At 54.8% G+C, this 16954-nt stretch carries 15 protein-coding genes; 9 read left to right on the top strand and 6 right to left on the bottom strand.

Annotated features, from left to right (window positions below; genetic code table 11):
• Positions 1-19: 19 nt before the first annotated feature.
• A complete protein-coding gene (locus EJE49_RS04925; protein ID WP_124949305.1) occupies positions 20-1246 on the bottom strand; it encodes a L,D-transpeptidase family protein in 1227 nt (408 codons plus the stop codon).
• Between the two features lie 19 nt (positions 1247-1265).
• On the bottom strand, positions 1266-2264 hold the full coding sequence (locus EJE49_RS04920) for a nuclear transport factor 2 family protein (RefSeq protein ID WP_124949304.1): 999 nt from the start codon (positions 2262-2264) through the stop codon (positions 1266-1268).
• Positions 2265-2356: 92 nt separating this feature from the next.
• Between EJE49_RS04920 and cysS the strand changes: the two genes are divergently transcribed.
• The 9 genes from cysS (at position 2357) to EJE49_RS04870 (ending at position 12798) form a co-directional block, all read left to right on the top strand.
• Entirely contained in the window at positions 2357-3724 is a 1368-nt protein-coding gene (gene cysS, locus EJE49_RS04915; RefSeq protein ID WP_124949303.1) for a cysteine--tRNA ligase, read from the top strand.
• A 44-nt stretch (positions 3725-3768) separates the two neighbouring features.
• On the top strand, positions 3769-5145 hold the full coding sequence (locus EJE49_RS04910) for an HD-GYP domain-containing protein (RefSeq protein WP_223246759.1): 1377 nt from the start codon (positions 3769-3771) through the stop codon (positions 5143-5145).
• A gap of 10 nt (positions 5146-5155) precedes the next feature.
• Positions 5156-5800, top strand: coding sequence for a MarC family protein (locus EJE49_RS04905; RefSeq protein ID WP_189941714.1), 645 nt, complete (start codon positions 5156-5158; stop codon positions 5798-5800).
• A gap of 4 nt (positions 5801-5804) precedes the next feature.
• Positions 5805-6575 carry a TrmH family RNA methyltransferase gene (locus EJE49_RS04900; RefSeq protein ID WP_124949301.1) on the top strand — a complete coding sequence of 257 codons (771 nt, stop codon included), beginning with the start codon at positions 5805-5807 and terminating at the stop codon, positions 6573-6575.
• Positions 6576-6928: 353 nt separating this feature from the next.
• The gene (locus EJE49_RS04890) at positions 6929-7378 is read left to right on the top strand and encodes a hypothetical protein (RefSeq protein WP_124949300.1); all 450 of its coding nucleotides are present in this window, start codon (positions 6929-6931) and stop codon (positions 7376-7378) included.
• Positions 7379-7547: 169 nt separating this feature from the next.
• On the top strand, positions 7548-9983 hold the full coding sequence (locus tag EJE49_RS04885; protein WP_145962014.1) for a DUF4062 domain-containing protein: 2436 nt from the start codon (positions 7548-7550) through the stop codon (positions 9981-9983).
• Entirely contained in the window at positions 9983-11509 is a 1527-nt protein-coding gene (locus EJE49_RS04880) for a hypothetical protein (RefSeq protein ID WP_124949298.1), read from the top strand. Before EJE49_RS04885 ends, EJE49_RS04880 begins: the two co-directional genes overlap by 1 nt.
• 169 nt (positions 11510-11678) lie before the next feature.
• The gene (locus tag EJE49_RS04875; RefSeq protein ID WP_124949297.1) at positions 11679-12137 is read left to right on the top strand and encodes a VOC family protein; all 459 of its coding nucleotides are present in this window, start codon (positions 11679-11681) and stop codon (positions 12135-12137) included.
• Positions 12097-12798, top strand: a complete 702-nt coding sequence (locus EJE49_RS04870; RefSeq protein ID WP_223246758.1) for a class I SAM-dependent methyltransferase — start codon at positions 12097-12099, stop codon at positions 12796-12798. Before EJE49_RS04875 ends, EJE49_RS04870 begins: the two co-directional genes overlap by 41 nt.
• A gap of 30 nt (positions 12799-12828) precedes the next feature.
• On the opposite strand, the gene EJE49_RS04865 is transcribed toward EJE49_RS04870, so the two are convergent.
• From EJE49_RS04865 to sbcB, 4 genes are all read right to left on the bottom strand, one after another.
• The gene (locus EJE49_RS04865; protein ID WP_124949296.1) at positions 12829-13632 is read right to left on the bottom strand and encodes a tetratricopeptide repeat protein; all 804 of its coding nucleotides are present in this window, start codon (positions 13630-13632) and stop codon (positions 12829-12831) included.
• A 52-nt stretch (positions 13633-13684) separates the two neighbouring features.
• The gene (gene djlA, locus EJE49_RS04860; RefSeq protein WP_124949295.1) at positions 13685-14458 is read right to left on the bottom strand and encodes a co-chaperone DjlA; all 774 of its coding nucleotides are present in this window, start codon (positions 14456-14458) and stop codon (positions 13685-13687) included.
• A 135-nt stretch (positions 14459-14593) separates the two neighbouring features.
• Positions 14594-15409 carry a potassium channel family protein gene (locus tag EJE49_RS04855; RefSeq protein ID WP_124949294.1) on the bottom strand — a complete coding sequence of 272 codons (816 nt, stop codon included), beginning with the start codon at positions 15407-15409 and terminating at the stop codon, positions 14594-14596.
• 22 nt (positions 15410-15431) lie between these two features.
• Entirely contained in the window at positions 15432-16862 is a 1431-nt protein-coding gene (gene sbcB / locus EJE49_RS04850; RefSeq protein WP_124949293.1) for an exodeoxyribonuclease I, read from the bottom strand.
• Positions 16863-16954: the final 92 nt, after the last annotated feature.

The raw sequence follows: 16954 nt of genomic DNA, 5'->3' as shown, positions 1-16954 counted from the left end.
GTGGTTGATAAATGAAGAGTTATGCGCCGTTTTCGGCAACTATTTTCCAGCTGCCGTTATGCTGCACCCAATACTGCCGCTTATGCATGACGTTGTTCAGGTTGTTGCTACGGTAGTTCTGATCGAAGCTGACCATGTACATCTGCTTCTGGCCCGGGTATTCGAATATGCTGATCCTGGAGAGATCGACATTGATCCAGGTTTTGCCTTGATTGACGCGCCGCTTGGCAGCAGCCCAGTCGTTGAATTTGGTGCCGTTGGCAGTAAAGTTGCTGGCGTAATGACGCAGGTACTGATCGGTATTGCGGCTTTCCCAATCGCGGCGCCATGCGTCAACCTGTTTCATCAGCGCATCTTTATCGGCCTCAGCGCTTTGTGGCGGCACCCATTTGATACGTTCGGCAATCACCACCGGCGTGCTGCCGGGTGTCAGGTATTTTCCGAGCTCAACCAGATCGTTGTTGGTTAATACTACGCAGCCTTCGCTGGCTTTAGGCGGGCGACTGTAAGTGCTGCTGACGGTGCCATGCAGCCAGATGCCGTGACCAAAGCTGCCCTGTTTCTCGTCCCAGTCATTGGGGAAGTTGAGCGGAAATGCAAAGCTGCCATACAGATCCGGCAACTTGCTGCCTTCCAGCTTTTTGGTGATGTAATACACGCCCAGTGGAGTGCGACCATCGCCTTCACGGGATTTTTCGGCACCATTGCGACCGATAGTGACGTAATAATCGGCGATATTGGTCAGCGTACCATTCTGGTTCTTGAAAACATATAAGCGCGATTTTGAAGTGTCGACGACAACTGCAGTCGTGATGCCCGGGTCAATCTGTAGCAACTGTTGTGGAATCAGTCCGACCACAGGACGATCGAGGTAACTGTTCAGGCGCACTCGCGCTTCATCGCGCAAATCATTCAATTTCGCAGCCGGAGCACTGACATTGCCAATATTGGTCAGGGGTTGTGCGCGAGCCAGCAGTAAATCGCCGTGAATGAGTTGAGCCAGACGATAATCCGGATGCAGATGAATCAGATTTTCAATTTGTTTAATGGCAACGTCCAACCGGTTTTGCTGGATGGATAGTAAGGCCTGTGCCAGCAACGACTCGGTGTAATTCTTGGGCGATATAACACGAGCCGTAGTGGTGGTATCGAATAGAGGCCCCGCCATGGCTATTTGTTCATCCGCCTGCGTCGCTGACGTCAAGGCGGAACAAAACAAAAGCGTGGCGGCGTATTTAGCTAACATATATAGATCTGACTACGAATTAACGTGAGCGTTCCTCGGTAATCAGCCATTTGCCATTGGTTTTGGTGAGTTCCAATGCCTTGTGTGAAGTCGCGCTGAAACGATCTGACCGATAAGCCTGTTTGAAGCTCACTGTAGCCTGGTTACTACCCGTGGTAGTGACGTTGATATCCGATAATGTCACTTCAATTTTCTTAGGGTGATTGATACGTTCACGGCGTGTGGTTTCCCAGTTGCTGCGTGACTCGCCACCCGGCGTTTTGAATTTGGGCGAATACGCTGCCAGATAGGCATCAGCATTCTGGCTGGCCCATGCTTTGGCCCAGGCTTGTACGGCTTCGGTTGCACCGCTGTTATCGGTTGCGGCAGGTGCTGGTTTGGTCTCAACTGGTTTGACTTCAACAGGTTTGGCAACACCCGCGGTTACCACTGGTGTGGCGGCGACCACGGCTGCAGCCGGTTTGACTTTGGTATCATTGGCTTTGGCAATCATGGTGGATTTGCGCCCACCAAACAAGTCTTTGATCAGAGCAAGCTTAGTCTGTGCAGAAGCATTGTGGTTATCCAGTTGCAGGGCTTTATCGTAAGCAATGGAAGCCATTTTTGCATAAATGTCACCCAGATTTTCATGTGCCGTGGCATAGCTGGGGTGCGTGTTGATCGCCATTTCCAGAGCGTTCTTGGCTTTCTCATACTGACCTTGTGCAGCATACAGCACGGCAAGGTTGTTGTACGGCTCTGGCAGCTCAGGGAAGTCTTCGGTCAGACCGGTAAAGACCTTGATGGCTTCGGCATTTTTATTCTGTTCGGTCAGAATCAGGCCTTTAAGAAAGCGGGCTTGAGCATCTTGCGGGTTCTTGCTGATATAGGCATTGACCCTGTCGAGGGCGGGAGCGTATTGGCCTTGTTTGAATAAGCCATTGATTTCTTGAAATTCTGTGTTGGGAGCTGCATAGGCGAAAGCCGCATAACCAGTGACGACCGCGAATAACAGGGCTAAAAGGGGAGTTCGTTTCATTATGATATACTCAACCGACCACTAATCAGGGGGTTCAATTCTAACAAGAACTCGCGCTGATTCAAACTATTACCTTTTATATTTGATCGATTATGCTCACAATTTATAATTCATTAGGGCGTGAAAAACAGCCGTTTGTTGCAATTATCCCGGGACAGGTTCGTCTCTATGTTTGCGGGATGACCGTTTACGATTATTGCCACCTGGGTCATGCCCGCGTCATGGTTGTATTCGACATGATTACACGCTGGTTGCGGGCTTCCGGCTATGATGTTGAATATGTACGTAATATTACTGATATCGACGACAAAATCATCAAGCGCGCAGCAGAAAACAACGAGTCTATCGGCGAACTGACCCAGCGTTTTATTACCGCCATGAATGAAGATGCCACAGCGTTGGGCGTATTGCCGCCCAGCCATGAGCCGCGTGCTACCGATTTTGTCAAACAGATGCAGGCCATGATCAGCGTGTTGATCGAGCGCGGTCTGGCCTATGCAGCAGACAATGGCGACGTGTATTACGCTGTGCATGCTTTCCCCGGCTACGGCAAGCTGTCGGGCAAATCGCTGGATGAGCTGCAGGCCGGCGAACGGGTCGAAATCGACCAGAGTAAACGTGACCCGCTGGATTTCGTATTGTGGAAAGCGGCCAAGCCGGGTGAGCCATCATGGGAGTCTCCGTGGGGTGCCGGACGGCCGGGCTGGCATATCGAATGCTCGGCGATGGGCGAGTATTACCTGTCCAACCACTTCGACATCCACGGCGGCGGTCAGGATCTGCAATTTCCACATCACGAAAACGAGATCGCCCAGTCCGAGGGCGCGCATGGCTGTACCCTGGCGAATTACTGGATACATAACGGCTTTGTGCGTGTGGATAACGAAAAAATGTCCAAATCGCTGGGCAATTTCTTCACCATTCGCGAAGTGCTGACCCGCTACGATGCCGAAACGCTGCGCTTTTTCATCGTGCGTGCCCATTATCGCAGCCCGTTAAACTATTCCGATCATCATCTGGATGATGCCAAACAGTCGCTCAACCGGCTCTACACCGCGTTACGCGAGGTGCCTGCAGCGGATGTCGAAATCGACTGGCAAGCACCGCATGCGGCACGGTTCAAAGTGGCAATGGACGACGACTTTAATACCTCGGAAGCGGTTGCCGTGCTGTTTGATCTCGCCACCGAAACCAACAAGACCAAGTCGGGTCAAACTGCCGGGTTGCTCAAAGCGCTGGGCGGCGTGCTCGGCTTGTTGCAGAACGACCCGGCCAGCCACTTGCAGGCGATGACCAGCAGCGCCTACAGCGCCGAACAGATCGAGCAGCTTATCGCCGATCGTGCCGCGGCGCGCAAGGCCAAGGATTTTGCCGAAGGCGACCGCATCCGCAAGCAGTTGCTGGATGCCGGTATCGTGCTGGAAGACAGCGCACAAGGTACTATCTGGCGGCGTGATTAAATCAATAACGCAACTATGGCAGATTAATAAATGGGGGGCGAGCTGTGACTGAATCTGTAATCAGCGACAAATTACTGTTATCCGATATTATCGGCTCGCTCAGCTATGCACTCGATTTAACCGAAGGCCTGCCGCCCGGCCATTGCCTGCGCAGTTGCTGGGTAGGGATGCACATCGGCCGTCACTACGACATGGATAACGATGCCCTGTCGCACCTGTACTACACGATATTGCTCAAGGACGCCGGTTGCAGCAGTAATGCCGCGCGGCTGTTCGAGCTGTACGACGCCGATGACCGCACGGTAAAAAACGATTTCAAACTGGTCGATACCGACAGCCTGTTTCAGCTCGGCAAGTTCGTGCTGTCGCACGTCGGCGTCGGTAAATCCCTGCATGAGCGCGTCACTAAAATGATGGCACTGGCCGAGCGCGGTGAAGAGTTCGCCCGCGAGCTGGTATCCACCCGCTGCGAGCGCGGCGCAGATATCGCCCGCCAGCTCGGCTTTGATGAAGAAGTGGCCTTGGGCGTACGCTATCTGGACGAGCACTGGAACGGCAAGGGCAAGCCGTTCGGTCTGGTGGGGGATGCCATTCCTGTCAATGCGCGTATCGCGCTGCTGTCGCAGGTGATCGAAGTGTTCTATGCCTCCGGCGGCAAGGAGTTTGCCGTAGCCGAAGTAAAAAAACGTGCCGGCAGCTGGTTTGATCCGGCGCTGGTCGCCGCATTTGATACCGCGCAACAAGCGACTGGTTTCTGGGACGGCTTCACCTGCGACAACTTGCAGGATCTGGTGTGCCAGCTGGAACCGCATTCCAAGGTGATCGAAATTGACGAGCAGCGGCTGGACACCATCGCCGAAGCCTTCGCCAAAGTCGTTGACGCGAAAAGCCCGTACACGTACGGCCACAGCAGCCGGGTGGCGGCATATACGCTGGCGGTAGCCAAGCGCATGGGCATTGCCCCGGCCCGGCAGCAGTGGCTGTACCGCGCTGCCTTGCTGCATGATATTGGCAAGCTCGGGGTGAGCAACGGCGTGCTGGACAAGCCCGGCAAGCTCGACGACAGCGAATGGGAGCAGGTCAAGGCCCATGCGTTCTATTCCGAACAGATATTGTCGCGGCTCAACGTGTTTGCCGAGCTGGCGCAGGTTGCGGCCGCCCACCATGAGCGGCTGGATGGCAAAGGCTATCCGCACGGCCTGGTCGCAGCGCAGATATCGCTGGAAACCCGTATCATTACCACCGCCGACATCTTTGATGCCATCACCGCCGACCGCCCCTACCGCGGGCCGATTGCGGTACCCGATGCAATCGCCATTATGGAAAAAGAGTGCGGTACGGCGATTGACCCCGATTGTCTGGAAGCGCTGAAGCAGGCGTTGCCGGAACTGGCCGCACAAGGTTTTGTGCAATTACCATGAAGAAGACACCGTGATCTCACAACTACACCTCACCGAGCAGATCAAGTTCCTGGTCGGCCTGTTCGCAATTGTTAACCCCTTGGGTGCTATCCCGATTTTTCTGAGCATGGCGGCAGACCGGCGCTCGGCGGAAATGCATCGCACCGCCGCGAAGACATCCGTGGCCGTGGTCATCATCCTGATCCTGTCGGTGTGGGCGGGTGATAGTCTGCTCGGTTTCTTCGGTATTGGCATCCCCGCATTCCGCATAGCTGGCGGCATGCTGGTGCTGATGATCGCCATTGCCATGTTCCATGCAAAAGTCAGTCAGGCACGGCATACCGATGCCGAAGAACTGGAAGCCGAATCCAAGGTCGATATATCCGTGGTGCCACTGGCCATTCCGTTGCTGGCTGGCCCCGGCGCCATCAGTCTGGTCATCGTCGGCGCGCATCAGGCATCCAGCCTGCTGGATAAACTGTTTTTCAGCCTGTCGATAGCGTTGATGGGCCTGATCATCTGGGTCGTGCTGCTGCTGGCCGAGCCCATCGGCAACCGCCTGGGAACCGCCGGGCTGAATATCGCCACCCGCGTCATGGGGCTGATCCTCGCCGCGATGGCGGTGCAATTTATGGTGGATGGTCTGGTTGTGCTGCTGCCGGGCCTGGCACATTGAGCTTATGTCTGAACTAATCGTATCCCCGCACAACACCTACTTCAAAGCACTGAAAAAGCTGGCCGAATCCGCCAGCACCCGGCGCGAGCAAGGGCAGACCCTGCTCGATGGCGAACATTTATTGTTAGCCTATCTCGCCACCGGCCAGGTGCCGCGCCAGATCATCGTCGACGAATCCGCACAGGATCACCCGCTGCTGGCGCAACTGTCGCAGGTGCCGGTGTTGCGACTGGCGCATGGCCTGTTCAACACGCTGTCGCCGGTAAAAACGCCAACCGGCCTGATGCTGCTGATCGACATCCCGCAAGCGGCAGCACCCGCCGCACCGCAATTTATCGTCCTGCTCGAAGCCATCCAGGACCCCGGCAACCTCGGCGCCATGCTGCGCAGTGCTGCCGCGGCAGGGGTAGAGGCCGTGTACCTGTCCACCGGCTGTGCTGATGCATGGTCACCCAAAGTGCTGCGCGGCGGCATGGGCGCGCACTTCGCCACTCAGGTTATCGAACATGCTGACCTGATTGCCATAGCCCACGCCTTCCCCGGCAAAGTCTGCAGCGCCGCGCTGAACGCACCGCAAAGCCTGTTCGCCGCCGACCTCACCGAGTCGGTAGCGTTTGCCGTCGGCAACGAAGGCGCAGGCCTCAGCGCCGAACTGCGTGCCGCCGCCAGCTACGAATTCAGCATCCCCATGCCCGGCAATGTCGAGTCGCTGAATGCGGCAGCGGCACTGGCTGTGTGCGTGTTTGAGCGGGTACGGCAGACGGTTTTGGTTTGATTTGGAGCGTCTTGATAAGTGAATATGCAGTTAAGTAAAGATGTCATCGGCTGTTTCAGGCAAATGGCAGATGAGGCCGACATGCCATATCAAAGTCTTATCAATCCATATTTGCGGGATTGTGTCGTTCATCATAAGATTGATATTTCATGGGAGCCGACGCCCTGAATTTGAAAGCTGGGTTTCCAAGTCATACTTACAGGTTACATTCCAACAGTTTGTTGCGGGGCTAAGGATTGCAGTCCGATAAGAATTGATTTTATGTGCGATTGCAAGACTCCGGTATTTCGGCTTTTTATACAGATTCGTTGTGCATGATACTTGACATTTTCACTTAAAAAAGGTGTTCAAACATGATGAAGCTAGGCAGATTACTAACGCCACTTTTATTTTCATTGCTGGCGGGTTGTGCGGCTTTGCCACCATCGAAGGCGTACGATGGGCCTGTGCGCGATGTGCGCGAGCTTGCTGTGATCAAGATAAGTCCTGAATCCAGTGCCACAATAATTACAGTTTTTGATGGAAGAGGAGATCGATTTAGCAGACCGGAGCCTTTGCCTAATGGTCTAGAAGTTATCGCCTTGCCAGGGAAACACACTATGCACGTCAGAGTCAGTCACTTCGACGGCGGGTTGTCATTACACGGCTTTAAAAAAATCACGTTTGATACTGAAGCCGGTCGCACTTACCTGGTGCATGGGCAACTCAAAGTGACGCAGTTAAAGCCACCGATGGGTATAACGTCAGTGTGGCTGACTGTTGAAGGTAGTGATCAAGTTGTTGCGGGTACATCACCTCCTTAAAGGTAAGGTGTTAGTTTTTAAAAAATACCGGGGTCAGGCTACCAAGTTGTTCATAGTGGGGTACATTCCAACAATTTGTTGCGGAGTTGGGTCTTGCAGTTCGATAAAACTTAGTGTGATTGCAAGACCTTGGCATTCATTGAAAGTTGAACAGGGGGAGAGTAACAAGATGTCTTTGCTCAAGACGGCCGTTTTTTTGGCGTCCAGATTTAATGAATTCCTTGAGTTGCGTAGTCAACTCAAGGAACTCATAACCAATTACCCCGTGGTGCAACTCGCGCCCGTTGATCTGAATGATGGCAATGTCAGCCATCGCCCACCACTTGCCGAATGCTTGGGTTATGTGCGCCGGGCTGAGTTTATGATTCTCTTACTGGGCGATTCATACGGTAGTTTGGCTCCGAAAACCGACAAGTCTTTCACCCACCTCGAATATGAAGAGGCAATTAAGGAAGGGGCTGGCACGCGCGTGCTGGTATTCGGGATAGGTGAGCATTATCGCGGGGGGCGCATCCATTATTCGGAGGACGAGCACCTTGCGGGCTGGCAAAAGCAGGTGGAAGAAAACCATACGGTAGGTTTCTTTGATTCAGAAACTTCCATGGAGATTATCGCCAAATCCATCTTTGATAAGCTCTTGGCTGCGCTGTACGAGATGCGCTTTGGGGCACTTTCGGTGGATGCTCGGGGAGATGTTCCCGACGAGCTTTTCGACGCCATCGAAGATGAATCATTGCTCGACGATGCTGAGGTCAGCGCGCTGGAAGAGCGTAATGCGCGAGGGCCATCACTGGTCGATGACCGGGCGCGCTTTGCGAATACATTGGCGGCAGTCACCCAACCGGCGGCCGTGGCCGCGCTGGAGCAGCGCGAAGAGGCCCAACGCGCCCTGGATATCGGAGAATACGGCGTGGCAATCCGTCATTTGAGGCGGGCACTGGAATTCAAACCGCTTGAATTGATCAGCAACTACTGGTTGGCCCAGCTCTACGTGGCGCTTGGCCGTAAGGAGAAGGCGCCCGAGGCAATGGAAATGGCAGAGCGTGCGGGGCGCATCGCCGAGCGGGACGCACTGCCGTATCGCGCGTCTGCGGCCTATGTGACCGCGGCCCGGGCGGCGCGACTCGCTGGTCATTCTGATGAGGCGCTCGGTTTTGCTAAGCAGGCTGTTCAAGTCGCCCCGCGTTTTGCTCGAGCGCATATCGAACTGGCACGCCAATGCGCGCTGCGCCGCGAGAACAAGGCCGCTCTGGAAGCGATCCGGCAGGCATTCGTGCTTTACCCTAGGAGCCTGCGCGAGGTTTTTGGCGATCCCGTCTTTCGCCCCATGCGCAAGGGGATTGATACGCTGGTACAGGAGCTAAAGGCAAAGATTGCTCGCGACGTTGCTGACTTGGCGCGAATCGAAGGTGAAATCGCCAAGCTGGCAGGAAAATCTCCTGTAAACGTCACCCTTGAGGGTAAAACCATTCCGCAATTGATTGAGGCTGGACGTCAGTCCTCCCGACGGCAATACGAGTATCTCTGTGCCCTCGTGGATGAAGCCGATCAGAAGATGCAGGAAATTCGCGCCCAAGCGCCAAAGCTTCCGCCTGCCACACAGGAGCTGTTGCGATTCAACCGACCGGGCCGAGCAAGAATCGTCGAATGGTTTAAGCAGCTAGGTGAGGTCATTCAGCCCGAAGAGGCGGTTTTTTCCTACCATTACGAAGGATCGACAAAGGTTATGCCGTGGTCGCTCCGGGGGCGCGCTGCCGTGTGCATGACAGCGCGTACTGGGAATAATGGAACGTGGGTTTCTTCCGATAACCCTTACCTTTTTGAACATATCGCAGCGAGTGTTCAAATCACCGGGCCCAGCCGATTGCAGCAATTACGCGAAGCGATCGAAAACACGGAGAGAAACGTGGAGGCTGCCAGGGAACGGTTGACAGAAATTCGCGCACGCAAAGAAGAAACCACACAGTCACGGAATTCATTTCAACGGCAGGGTATGTCCATCCCGGGAATGGGAATGCTGCTGGCAAGCGTGGTTGGTGCTGTGGCAGGCTTCCTATTGCTTTATTTTGGACGCTGGGGATATGGCGCACTTCTGATTGGTGCAGCTGCTTACTTCGCAAACATTGGCAACGCTAGCCGTAACGCTTATCGAAGTAATCTAGAGGCATTGGGACGGTCATTGGATCAGGTTGAGCAAGAGTTAGGCCAATATCTTAATGGCGCGACTCAGCACGAACAAAAGCTTGCTTCACTCCGTGATGAGTTGGTTACCATCGAAACCGCTTGTGAAGATGCCAAGGCGCGGGCTCGTGATGCTTTGGAACGCTTCGAGGGCGTCAGCCTGCGCAAGGGAGGTAGACTGCTGCCATTTCCCTCCATTTTCGGTGCGCGTGCGGGTGATGTTGTCAGAGTCTTTGATCGCCAGTTTGATCAGGTCAAAAATGAATCGGCTCGCGAAATTGAACTACAGAATGATTTGCATGAGTGGCTTATTGGAGATGGTAAGACCAAAGCCAAGACACATCTGCTGCGAGTGATGGAGGAATCTCCCGAGCGTTTGGTGCTTTCACATCGACAGGCTTACTCTGTCGTAAAGGAGAATTAATGAGTATTCCCATGCTGATCGGAATTATTGGACATCGAGAATTACCCGATGAATATCGGGGCGATTTGGAGGCGGAGTTATCGCAAGCTTTGGATAATATACGCTCACAGATGCCAAATACGCCTGTCGTTTTGGTCTCCTCGCTGGCGGATGGGGCAGATCGCCTAGGCGCACGGGTAGGGCTTGGCAAGGGAATGGAACTTATTATTCCACTTCCCTTTGAGGCAGAGGTGTTCGAGAAGGACTTCCCCGATAGAGTCGAAGAATTCAAGGATTTGTTGGGTCAGGCGCAATGTTCGTTTGTTGCCACGGAGTCGGAATTCAGTGGTTATGAGGGTGCCAGCCGATGGATTGCCCGCCATTGCCAAATCATCATCGCGTTGTGGGATGGCGAACAAGAAGTCTCCGCTCCAGGTGGAACAGCACATACCGTGAGACTCCGATACCATGTTGGAGAGTCAGGGCATACACTTTCCAGTATTGCTGATTACCTTGGCCCTGTGCTACATCTTCATTGCCCACGAACTTCAGGTGTAAGCAGACAAAAACCTCAGTGGATCTGGCCGGTAGATACCGATGCTAGAACGGCTAGCCTCGGGCAATTGCTCTCACCGCTGGATGAATTTAATGAGGAGGCCAGCAAAGTCGACAGAGAATCCGTGCGTGATTCATTGAAACAATTACCCGAACAGCTCCCTGCTAAGGCCAATCTGAATCATGCATTCGGTTTGGCTGACAGCCTAGCGAATACCCTTCAGCGGAAATTTCAATCAGCTCTGAATGCCTCTGTTGGCCTTGCGATCATCGGATACATGATCCAGCAGCTTTGGGCGACCACATCCGGGCGGATTGCCGCGAGTCTGTTATTGAGTTTGGCGTTTCTCGTTATCTACCTTTCGACTCGTGCTAGGAATCTCGAACGTTACCTGGAATACCGCGCCTTGGCCGAAGTTCTCCGTGTTGCGTGTTTTTGGCGACTGGCTGGCGTGACAGCAACGCCGACGGAACGTTTTCTTAATCAGCATTGGGGTAACTTGCGCTGGGTAAGAAGCGCTGTCAATGCGCTCTGGATTCCAGATGCCTCAGTTACCCCAGATCTCGGACTGGTAAAGACAAGCTGGATAGACGATCAGCAGGGATATTACGAGAGGAGAAGCAGGGCCAGTGAGGTTGCTGCGCGTTATTCGCGTTGGTTCACAAACGCCTGCTTCGCGGCAGGTGTGATCCTGGCATGGCTTGGGGCATTCAAGGCCGAGTGGGGGGGTGTCACAACCCTTGGGTCAGGGATGCTTCTGCTGATAGTCGGTGCGATCAGTCATTACGCCCATACCCGTGGGTGGGAAGAAGATGCCTCACGTTACCGATCCATGGCTGTACCGTTTACCTGGTGCCAGCAAATCTGGCGATTCGACGACGAGAAAACGCGGCGAACTCTCATTCAGGAACTTGGTGGCGAGTGTGTCGCAGAGCTCTCAAATTGGCTACTGACTCACAGAAATCGGCCAATTGGTCTTATGAAAGGGTGAAGTCAGTCAGCGGCAACTGTTGTCGGTTTCCCCGTATGGCTAGCCACTACGTGGTGGCACAGATGAGGGGGTCATTAAGGGTCTTGCAAAACAACATTGGCAGATGCCACTTCCTTGTAAGCCCCGCTATGTTAGATTAACGTAATGTTTTCATCCCTGTTCTCACACCATGACTGACGTTATCGGCATCGACCATATCTACATCACAGCCTCTGATCTGCAGCGATCAGAGGCTTTTTACGATCTGGTGTTGCTGGATACGTTGGGCTTTCGCAAAAACACATTCACTCTGGGTGGCGATCCGCACATTCAGTATTTCAACCGTCATTTTGGTTACGTGCTGCGTCCGGCGCGCCTTGCCGGCGGGCACGACGCATATATGCCGGGGTTGCATCATTTGTGTCTGCGTGTGGCGTCGGTGGTGGATGTGGTGGCGGTTGCCGATCAGTTGCGTACACTCGGTATCGAGGCTACGGCAGCGCAGTGCTACCCGGAGTACGCGCCCGATTATTGGGCGACTTACTTTGCTGACCCCGATGGCATTCGTCTGGAAGTGACTAATTATCGTCAGGAGCGGCGGGATCGGCATGACAATTGGCAATCAGGGGGATCAAACAGTGATGGATGAAGCAGCCAGAAGCAAATTTCTCAGTATGGTCAGGGCGCATCAGGAGCGTGGCGACCCCAGCGGCTGGTGTGATCAGGTGTACCGCGATGCGGGTGGAGACGTGAGTGCGGTGTTCTGGGCGGATCTGGTGCCTAATCCTTATCTGCTGGCCTGGCTGCAAGAGCATCCTGTTACGGGCGCCCAGCGGCGAGCGATCACCGTGGGATGCGGCGTGGGTGATGACGCCGAGGCGCTGGCTGCTTGCGGCTATGCGGTCACGGCTTTCGATATTTCTCCTGCGGCTATTGCGCTGTGCCGTCAGCGCTATCCGGATAGCTGCGTCAATTATGTGGTGGCGGATCTGTTCGACTGTCCTGATGAATGGACGCAGGGGTTTGATCTGGTATTCGAGTGCAACACCATACAAGTTTTGCCTGGTGATTACCGGGTGCGTGCGCTGAACGCGATTGCTGCTATGGTGGCGCCCGGCGGTGACGCGCTGATCTCGTGCCGTAGCCGTAACAGCGGTGAAAAGGAAGATGCCTTTCCGCTGCCGCTGGATCGACCGGAGATCGATGGCTTCATCCGCGCCGGTCTGCGTGAGGAGTGTTTCGTGGTTTACGATGACGAGCAGGTGCCGCCGGTTGAGCATTTCTTTGCCTGTTACAGTCGCCCAAAATAATGTGCTTTAGCGACGGCTGTGGTGGCTGCTTTACTGATGCTGCACCAGCCACGCCCGTGCCAGACTCTTGGCTTCGGCAATCTGTTTGGGGGTCATCCGTTTTTCGAGGCGCTCTTTGTCGGCGGTTACACTGGTGTCACCCATGACACTGGCGATACCAAACCATTTGCGCGCTTCTATGTAATTCACGGCAGTGCCTGTGCCGTTTTCATACATGGCACCCAGCTTGTTCTGTGCGGGCAGGTAGCCCAGCTCGGCTGCTGTGCCCAGTAAGGCTAAGGCCAGCGGCTTATTCTGGGTGACACCCTTGCCGTTGTAATACAGCTCGCTGAGAGCTGTCTGGGCTGGTGCATAGCTTTGTGTGCTGGCCTGTTGCAACCAGTTGACGGCCTGCTGGTAGTCACGGGTAACGCCTTGCCCGCTGATGTAGAGCATGCCCAGGCTGTATCTGGCTTGTGCAATACCTTGATCAGCGGCTTTGCGATACCAGGCGGCTGCTTGCTGATAATCCTGCGCTACGCCTTGTCCGCTGGCGTAGCATCGACCCAGGTTGTTTTGCGCTGCCGGCAGGCCTTGTTCGGCGGCCTTGCGATACCAGTCTGCTGCCTGTTTATCATCCTGAGCTACACCTCGTCCGTGTTTGTACATGAGTCCCAGGCCGAATTGGGCTAGGGCGTCGCCTTGTCCGGCTGCATCATGCCATTCGTGTAATGCGGTGGTGTAATCCGCTTTGCTGTAGGCGAGAAACCCATCGGTGCCGTTTGCATGGCAGGGCTGGATTGCGAGTAAGGTGAGAACGAGCAGCAGTGCTTTCGGTAATGTGTGGTTCATCATTCGTATTGTTTAAATCGGCAAATCCCGCAGTTTTGCGTGAAATTGTCGTTGATTAAGGTTTACGGCTCTTCATGATCAGATCATAGGCAACCTGGACTTCCTGAGCTTGTTCGGTCGCTACGGCGATCATGTCTGCCGGCACGCCTTGACCCATGAGTTTGTCCGGGTGGTATTGGCTCATCAGCTTGCGATAAGCGCGTTTTATTTCCTGGTCGGTGCTGTCCTTGCTGACGCCGAGTGCTTTATAGGCGTCATCCAGTGTACTGGCTGAGCTGGCCTGGCCGCCAGCAAAGTGCATCTGGTTGAGGATCATGTCCAGCAATTGCTTGAAGGTGGCGTGGTCGTAACCAAGTTGCAGCGCGATAGTCACCAGCAGCTGTTCTTCAGCCGTATCGATGCTGCCATCCGACAGGGCCATCACGATCAGGTAGATCAGCAGCATCTGCTTTAAGCTGTGTGTCTGGCCGCAGACGTGCATGAACTGACGGAGGGTAGAGTTAAGATCAAACTCCGGGGCGGCTCCCCGTTTAAAATCAGCGATGGCGATTTGTCTATGCTCGGCTGACATGCCGAGTTTGAGCATGAACTGTTCGACATGCGAAATTTCGGCCTGGGTGATTACGCCGTCGGCTTTCGCCACTTTTCCCATTAAGATAAACACGGTTTCGAGGAATACTGCCTGACGTTGACCGCTGCTGAGCGGGTTTACGCCGCCGATACCGTATGCCCGGTAGCGGTCTGCAATGCTGCCCAGGAAATAACCTAATATGGCCCCGAAGAACCCAAGAAAGTAATACCCTAATAAGGCGCCAATAAGTTTAAACAAAGTTACTCCCTGAATTGCAGATAAAAGAGATCATTATAAACGCACAAGGGAATCAGGTCTTGCTGTGCAAATTTGTGGGCTGGCTTGGATGTTTTTGCCTTGGGTTCGCTGCTTTGCGTGAGCGCACTGACCAGGCTATTTCTCAGCGTGATGGCGTCTGTTTTCAAGTTCGCGGTGTGCGTGCAGTTCTGCGCGCAGCTTTTGCACTTCTTCGCGTAATTCGCGTATGTCGTGATGCAGCTCTATGCGCATTTTCTTCTCATCTTCGCCAATAAAAAATGCAGCGATACTCGCGGTGACTACGGACAGCATGGCAAAGCCTAATACGACGATGGCAGCCGCAAATAAACGCGAAGCATCGGTGGTCGGTACCAGGTCGCCATAGCCGACGGTAGCGCCGGTGGTAAATGCCAGCCACAGCCCTTGGGAATAGGAGTGGACGGTGGGTTCCAGCCAGTAAAAGCCGCCGCCGGACAATAGCATGATAATCGCGGCCCAGCCGAGCAGATAAGGGGTGGCGCCGGGGGTGAACAGATTGCGTACCGAGCCGAGCAGGCGTGCGATCATCAGCGATACATACGCCAGCCGGAACAGCCGTGCCAGCGGCAGCCATTCTCCCTCGATACCGGTCAGGCTAATGGCAGCGCCGAAGATGATCAGCAGGTTCAGCCAGTTGTGCAGCACATAGAGCGATTTCTGCTCGACCACGTGGTGCATCCAGATGAATTCGGCAATGAATGCGACCAGAATGATGAGGTCGAGCATTTGCCCGATATGCCGGAAAAACCCGCTTTGCTGACTGATCTCCAGATAGAACGCGGGCAGGGTCAGCAGCGCCACCGCCACCATCAGCCAGTGCAGGCGGCGTTCCCACAGGTAGGCTATCGGCCGGTCTTGTTCCGGCACACCGCCCATGCCCATAAAAGCCCGATAATTGCGTGTAGTCGTCATGTTGTTTTGTTGTGTGCTGTGGTCAGTCCTGATGTTCCGGGGCGATGCTTTCGGCGTAATCGTACAGTGCCGCTAATATTTCTTCGCCTTTTTCGTCAGCGGTTTCTGCCAGCGCATCTATGCTGTTGAACAATTGCTCCAGTGTACGCGCATTGCCGGCGCCATTGAACAAGCGCGCGGCGCAATGGCTGTGCCAGCGCTGACTGTCTGCCGGGGTCAGTAGTTCAGGGTAGTTGCGGGCGCGGTAGCGGAACAGCAGTTCTTCCAGTCGTGGGTCGTCGAAGCTCGGGTGCGCCTGCATCAGTGCATCGGCTGGCAAGCCGCGCAGCCGGGTCAGCGTGCGGCGGTCATTATTGCCGACGAAGCCGTTGTACAAATCCTCATCCACATCCAGCGGGCCGTTGGCCGGGCGCTGGAACACGGCTGCCCATACGGCGCTCATGTTCGGCGCGTGCTCCAGCGTTTGTGCATACTGTTGTGCTTGTGCCATGTCGACACCCCAGCGGGCGGCCATGTCGTCACTCAGTGTTTTTAACTGGTTGATGACGATCGGGGATTTGTTGAGGTGGATGGTTTTGATCGGCAGGCGGCTCACACCTTCGGCCAGGTCACTGCTCTTGCTGAACATGCGCGTGCGGATAGTGTCGGCATCCAGCGTGAATAATTCGGCGGGGTCAAACGCCAGATCCCAGACGATGACTTCGTTTTTGTTGGTGGGGTGTTGCGCCAGCGGCCAGGCGAGCATGACGCAGCCGCGTTCGACCGGGATCATGCCGGAGATGTGCAGGAACGGGCGCGGCGCATGCAGGCTGATTTGCTCGGCGACGGCATCTTTCTTGTGCAGCTTCAGGCAGAAGTCGAACAGGCGTGGCTGGTGCTGGCGGATCAGTCGTGCCAGCGCAATGGTTGCGCGTACGTCGGATAACGCATCATGCGCGGCTTCATGCGCGATGTTGTTGGCCTTGGTGAGGAGTTCAAGACGAAAGCTGACGCGGCCTTCGTCATTGGTTGGCCAGTTGATGCCTTCCGGGCGCAACGCATACGCGGCACGCACCACATCGAGCAAGTCCCAGCGGCCGCAACTATTCTGCCATTCGCGGGCATACGGGTCGATCAGGTTGCGCCACAATAAAAACCGGGTGACTTCATCATCGAAGCGGATGGTGTTGTAACCGACGCCGATGGTCTCGGGCTGGCTGAATGCTTGTTCGATCTGGCTGGCGAACTGGTACTCGGGAATGCCGCGTTCCTGGCACACTTGTGGCGTGATGCCGGTAATCAGGCAGGACTGCGGGTCAGGCAGGTAATCGGGCGTTGGCTGGCAGTACAGCATGATGGGCTCGCCGATTTCGTTCAGTTCGGCATCGGTGCGTATTGCGGCAAATTGTGCCGGCCGGTCGCTGCGGGTATTGATGCCAAAGGTTTCGTAGTCGTGCCAGAGAAAAGTGTGCATGGAGTGAACAGGGTGACGGGTTGAGTGAATGGTTTTCGTTTGAGTGGGATTATTGCGGGTTTGGCAGGGAATGGCAAATTCGTTATGTGGGT

Origin of the sequence: Sulfuriferula thiophila, assembly GCF_003864975.1 — a bacterium.
GTDB classification, from domain to species: domain Bacteria; phylum Pseudomonadota; class Gammaproteobacteria; order Burkholderiales; family Sulfuriferulaceae; genus Sulfuriferula; species Sulfuriferula thiophila.
The sequence above is the reverse complement of the archived record's forward strand: the minus strand, read 5'-3'. Positions and strand labels throughout refer to the sequence as shown.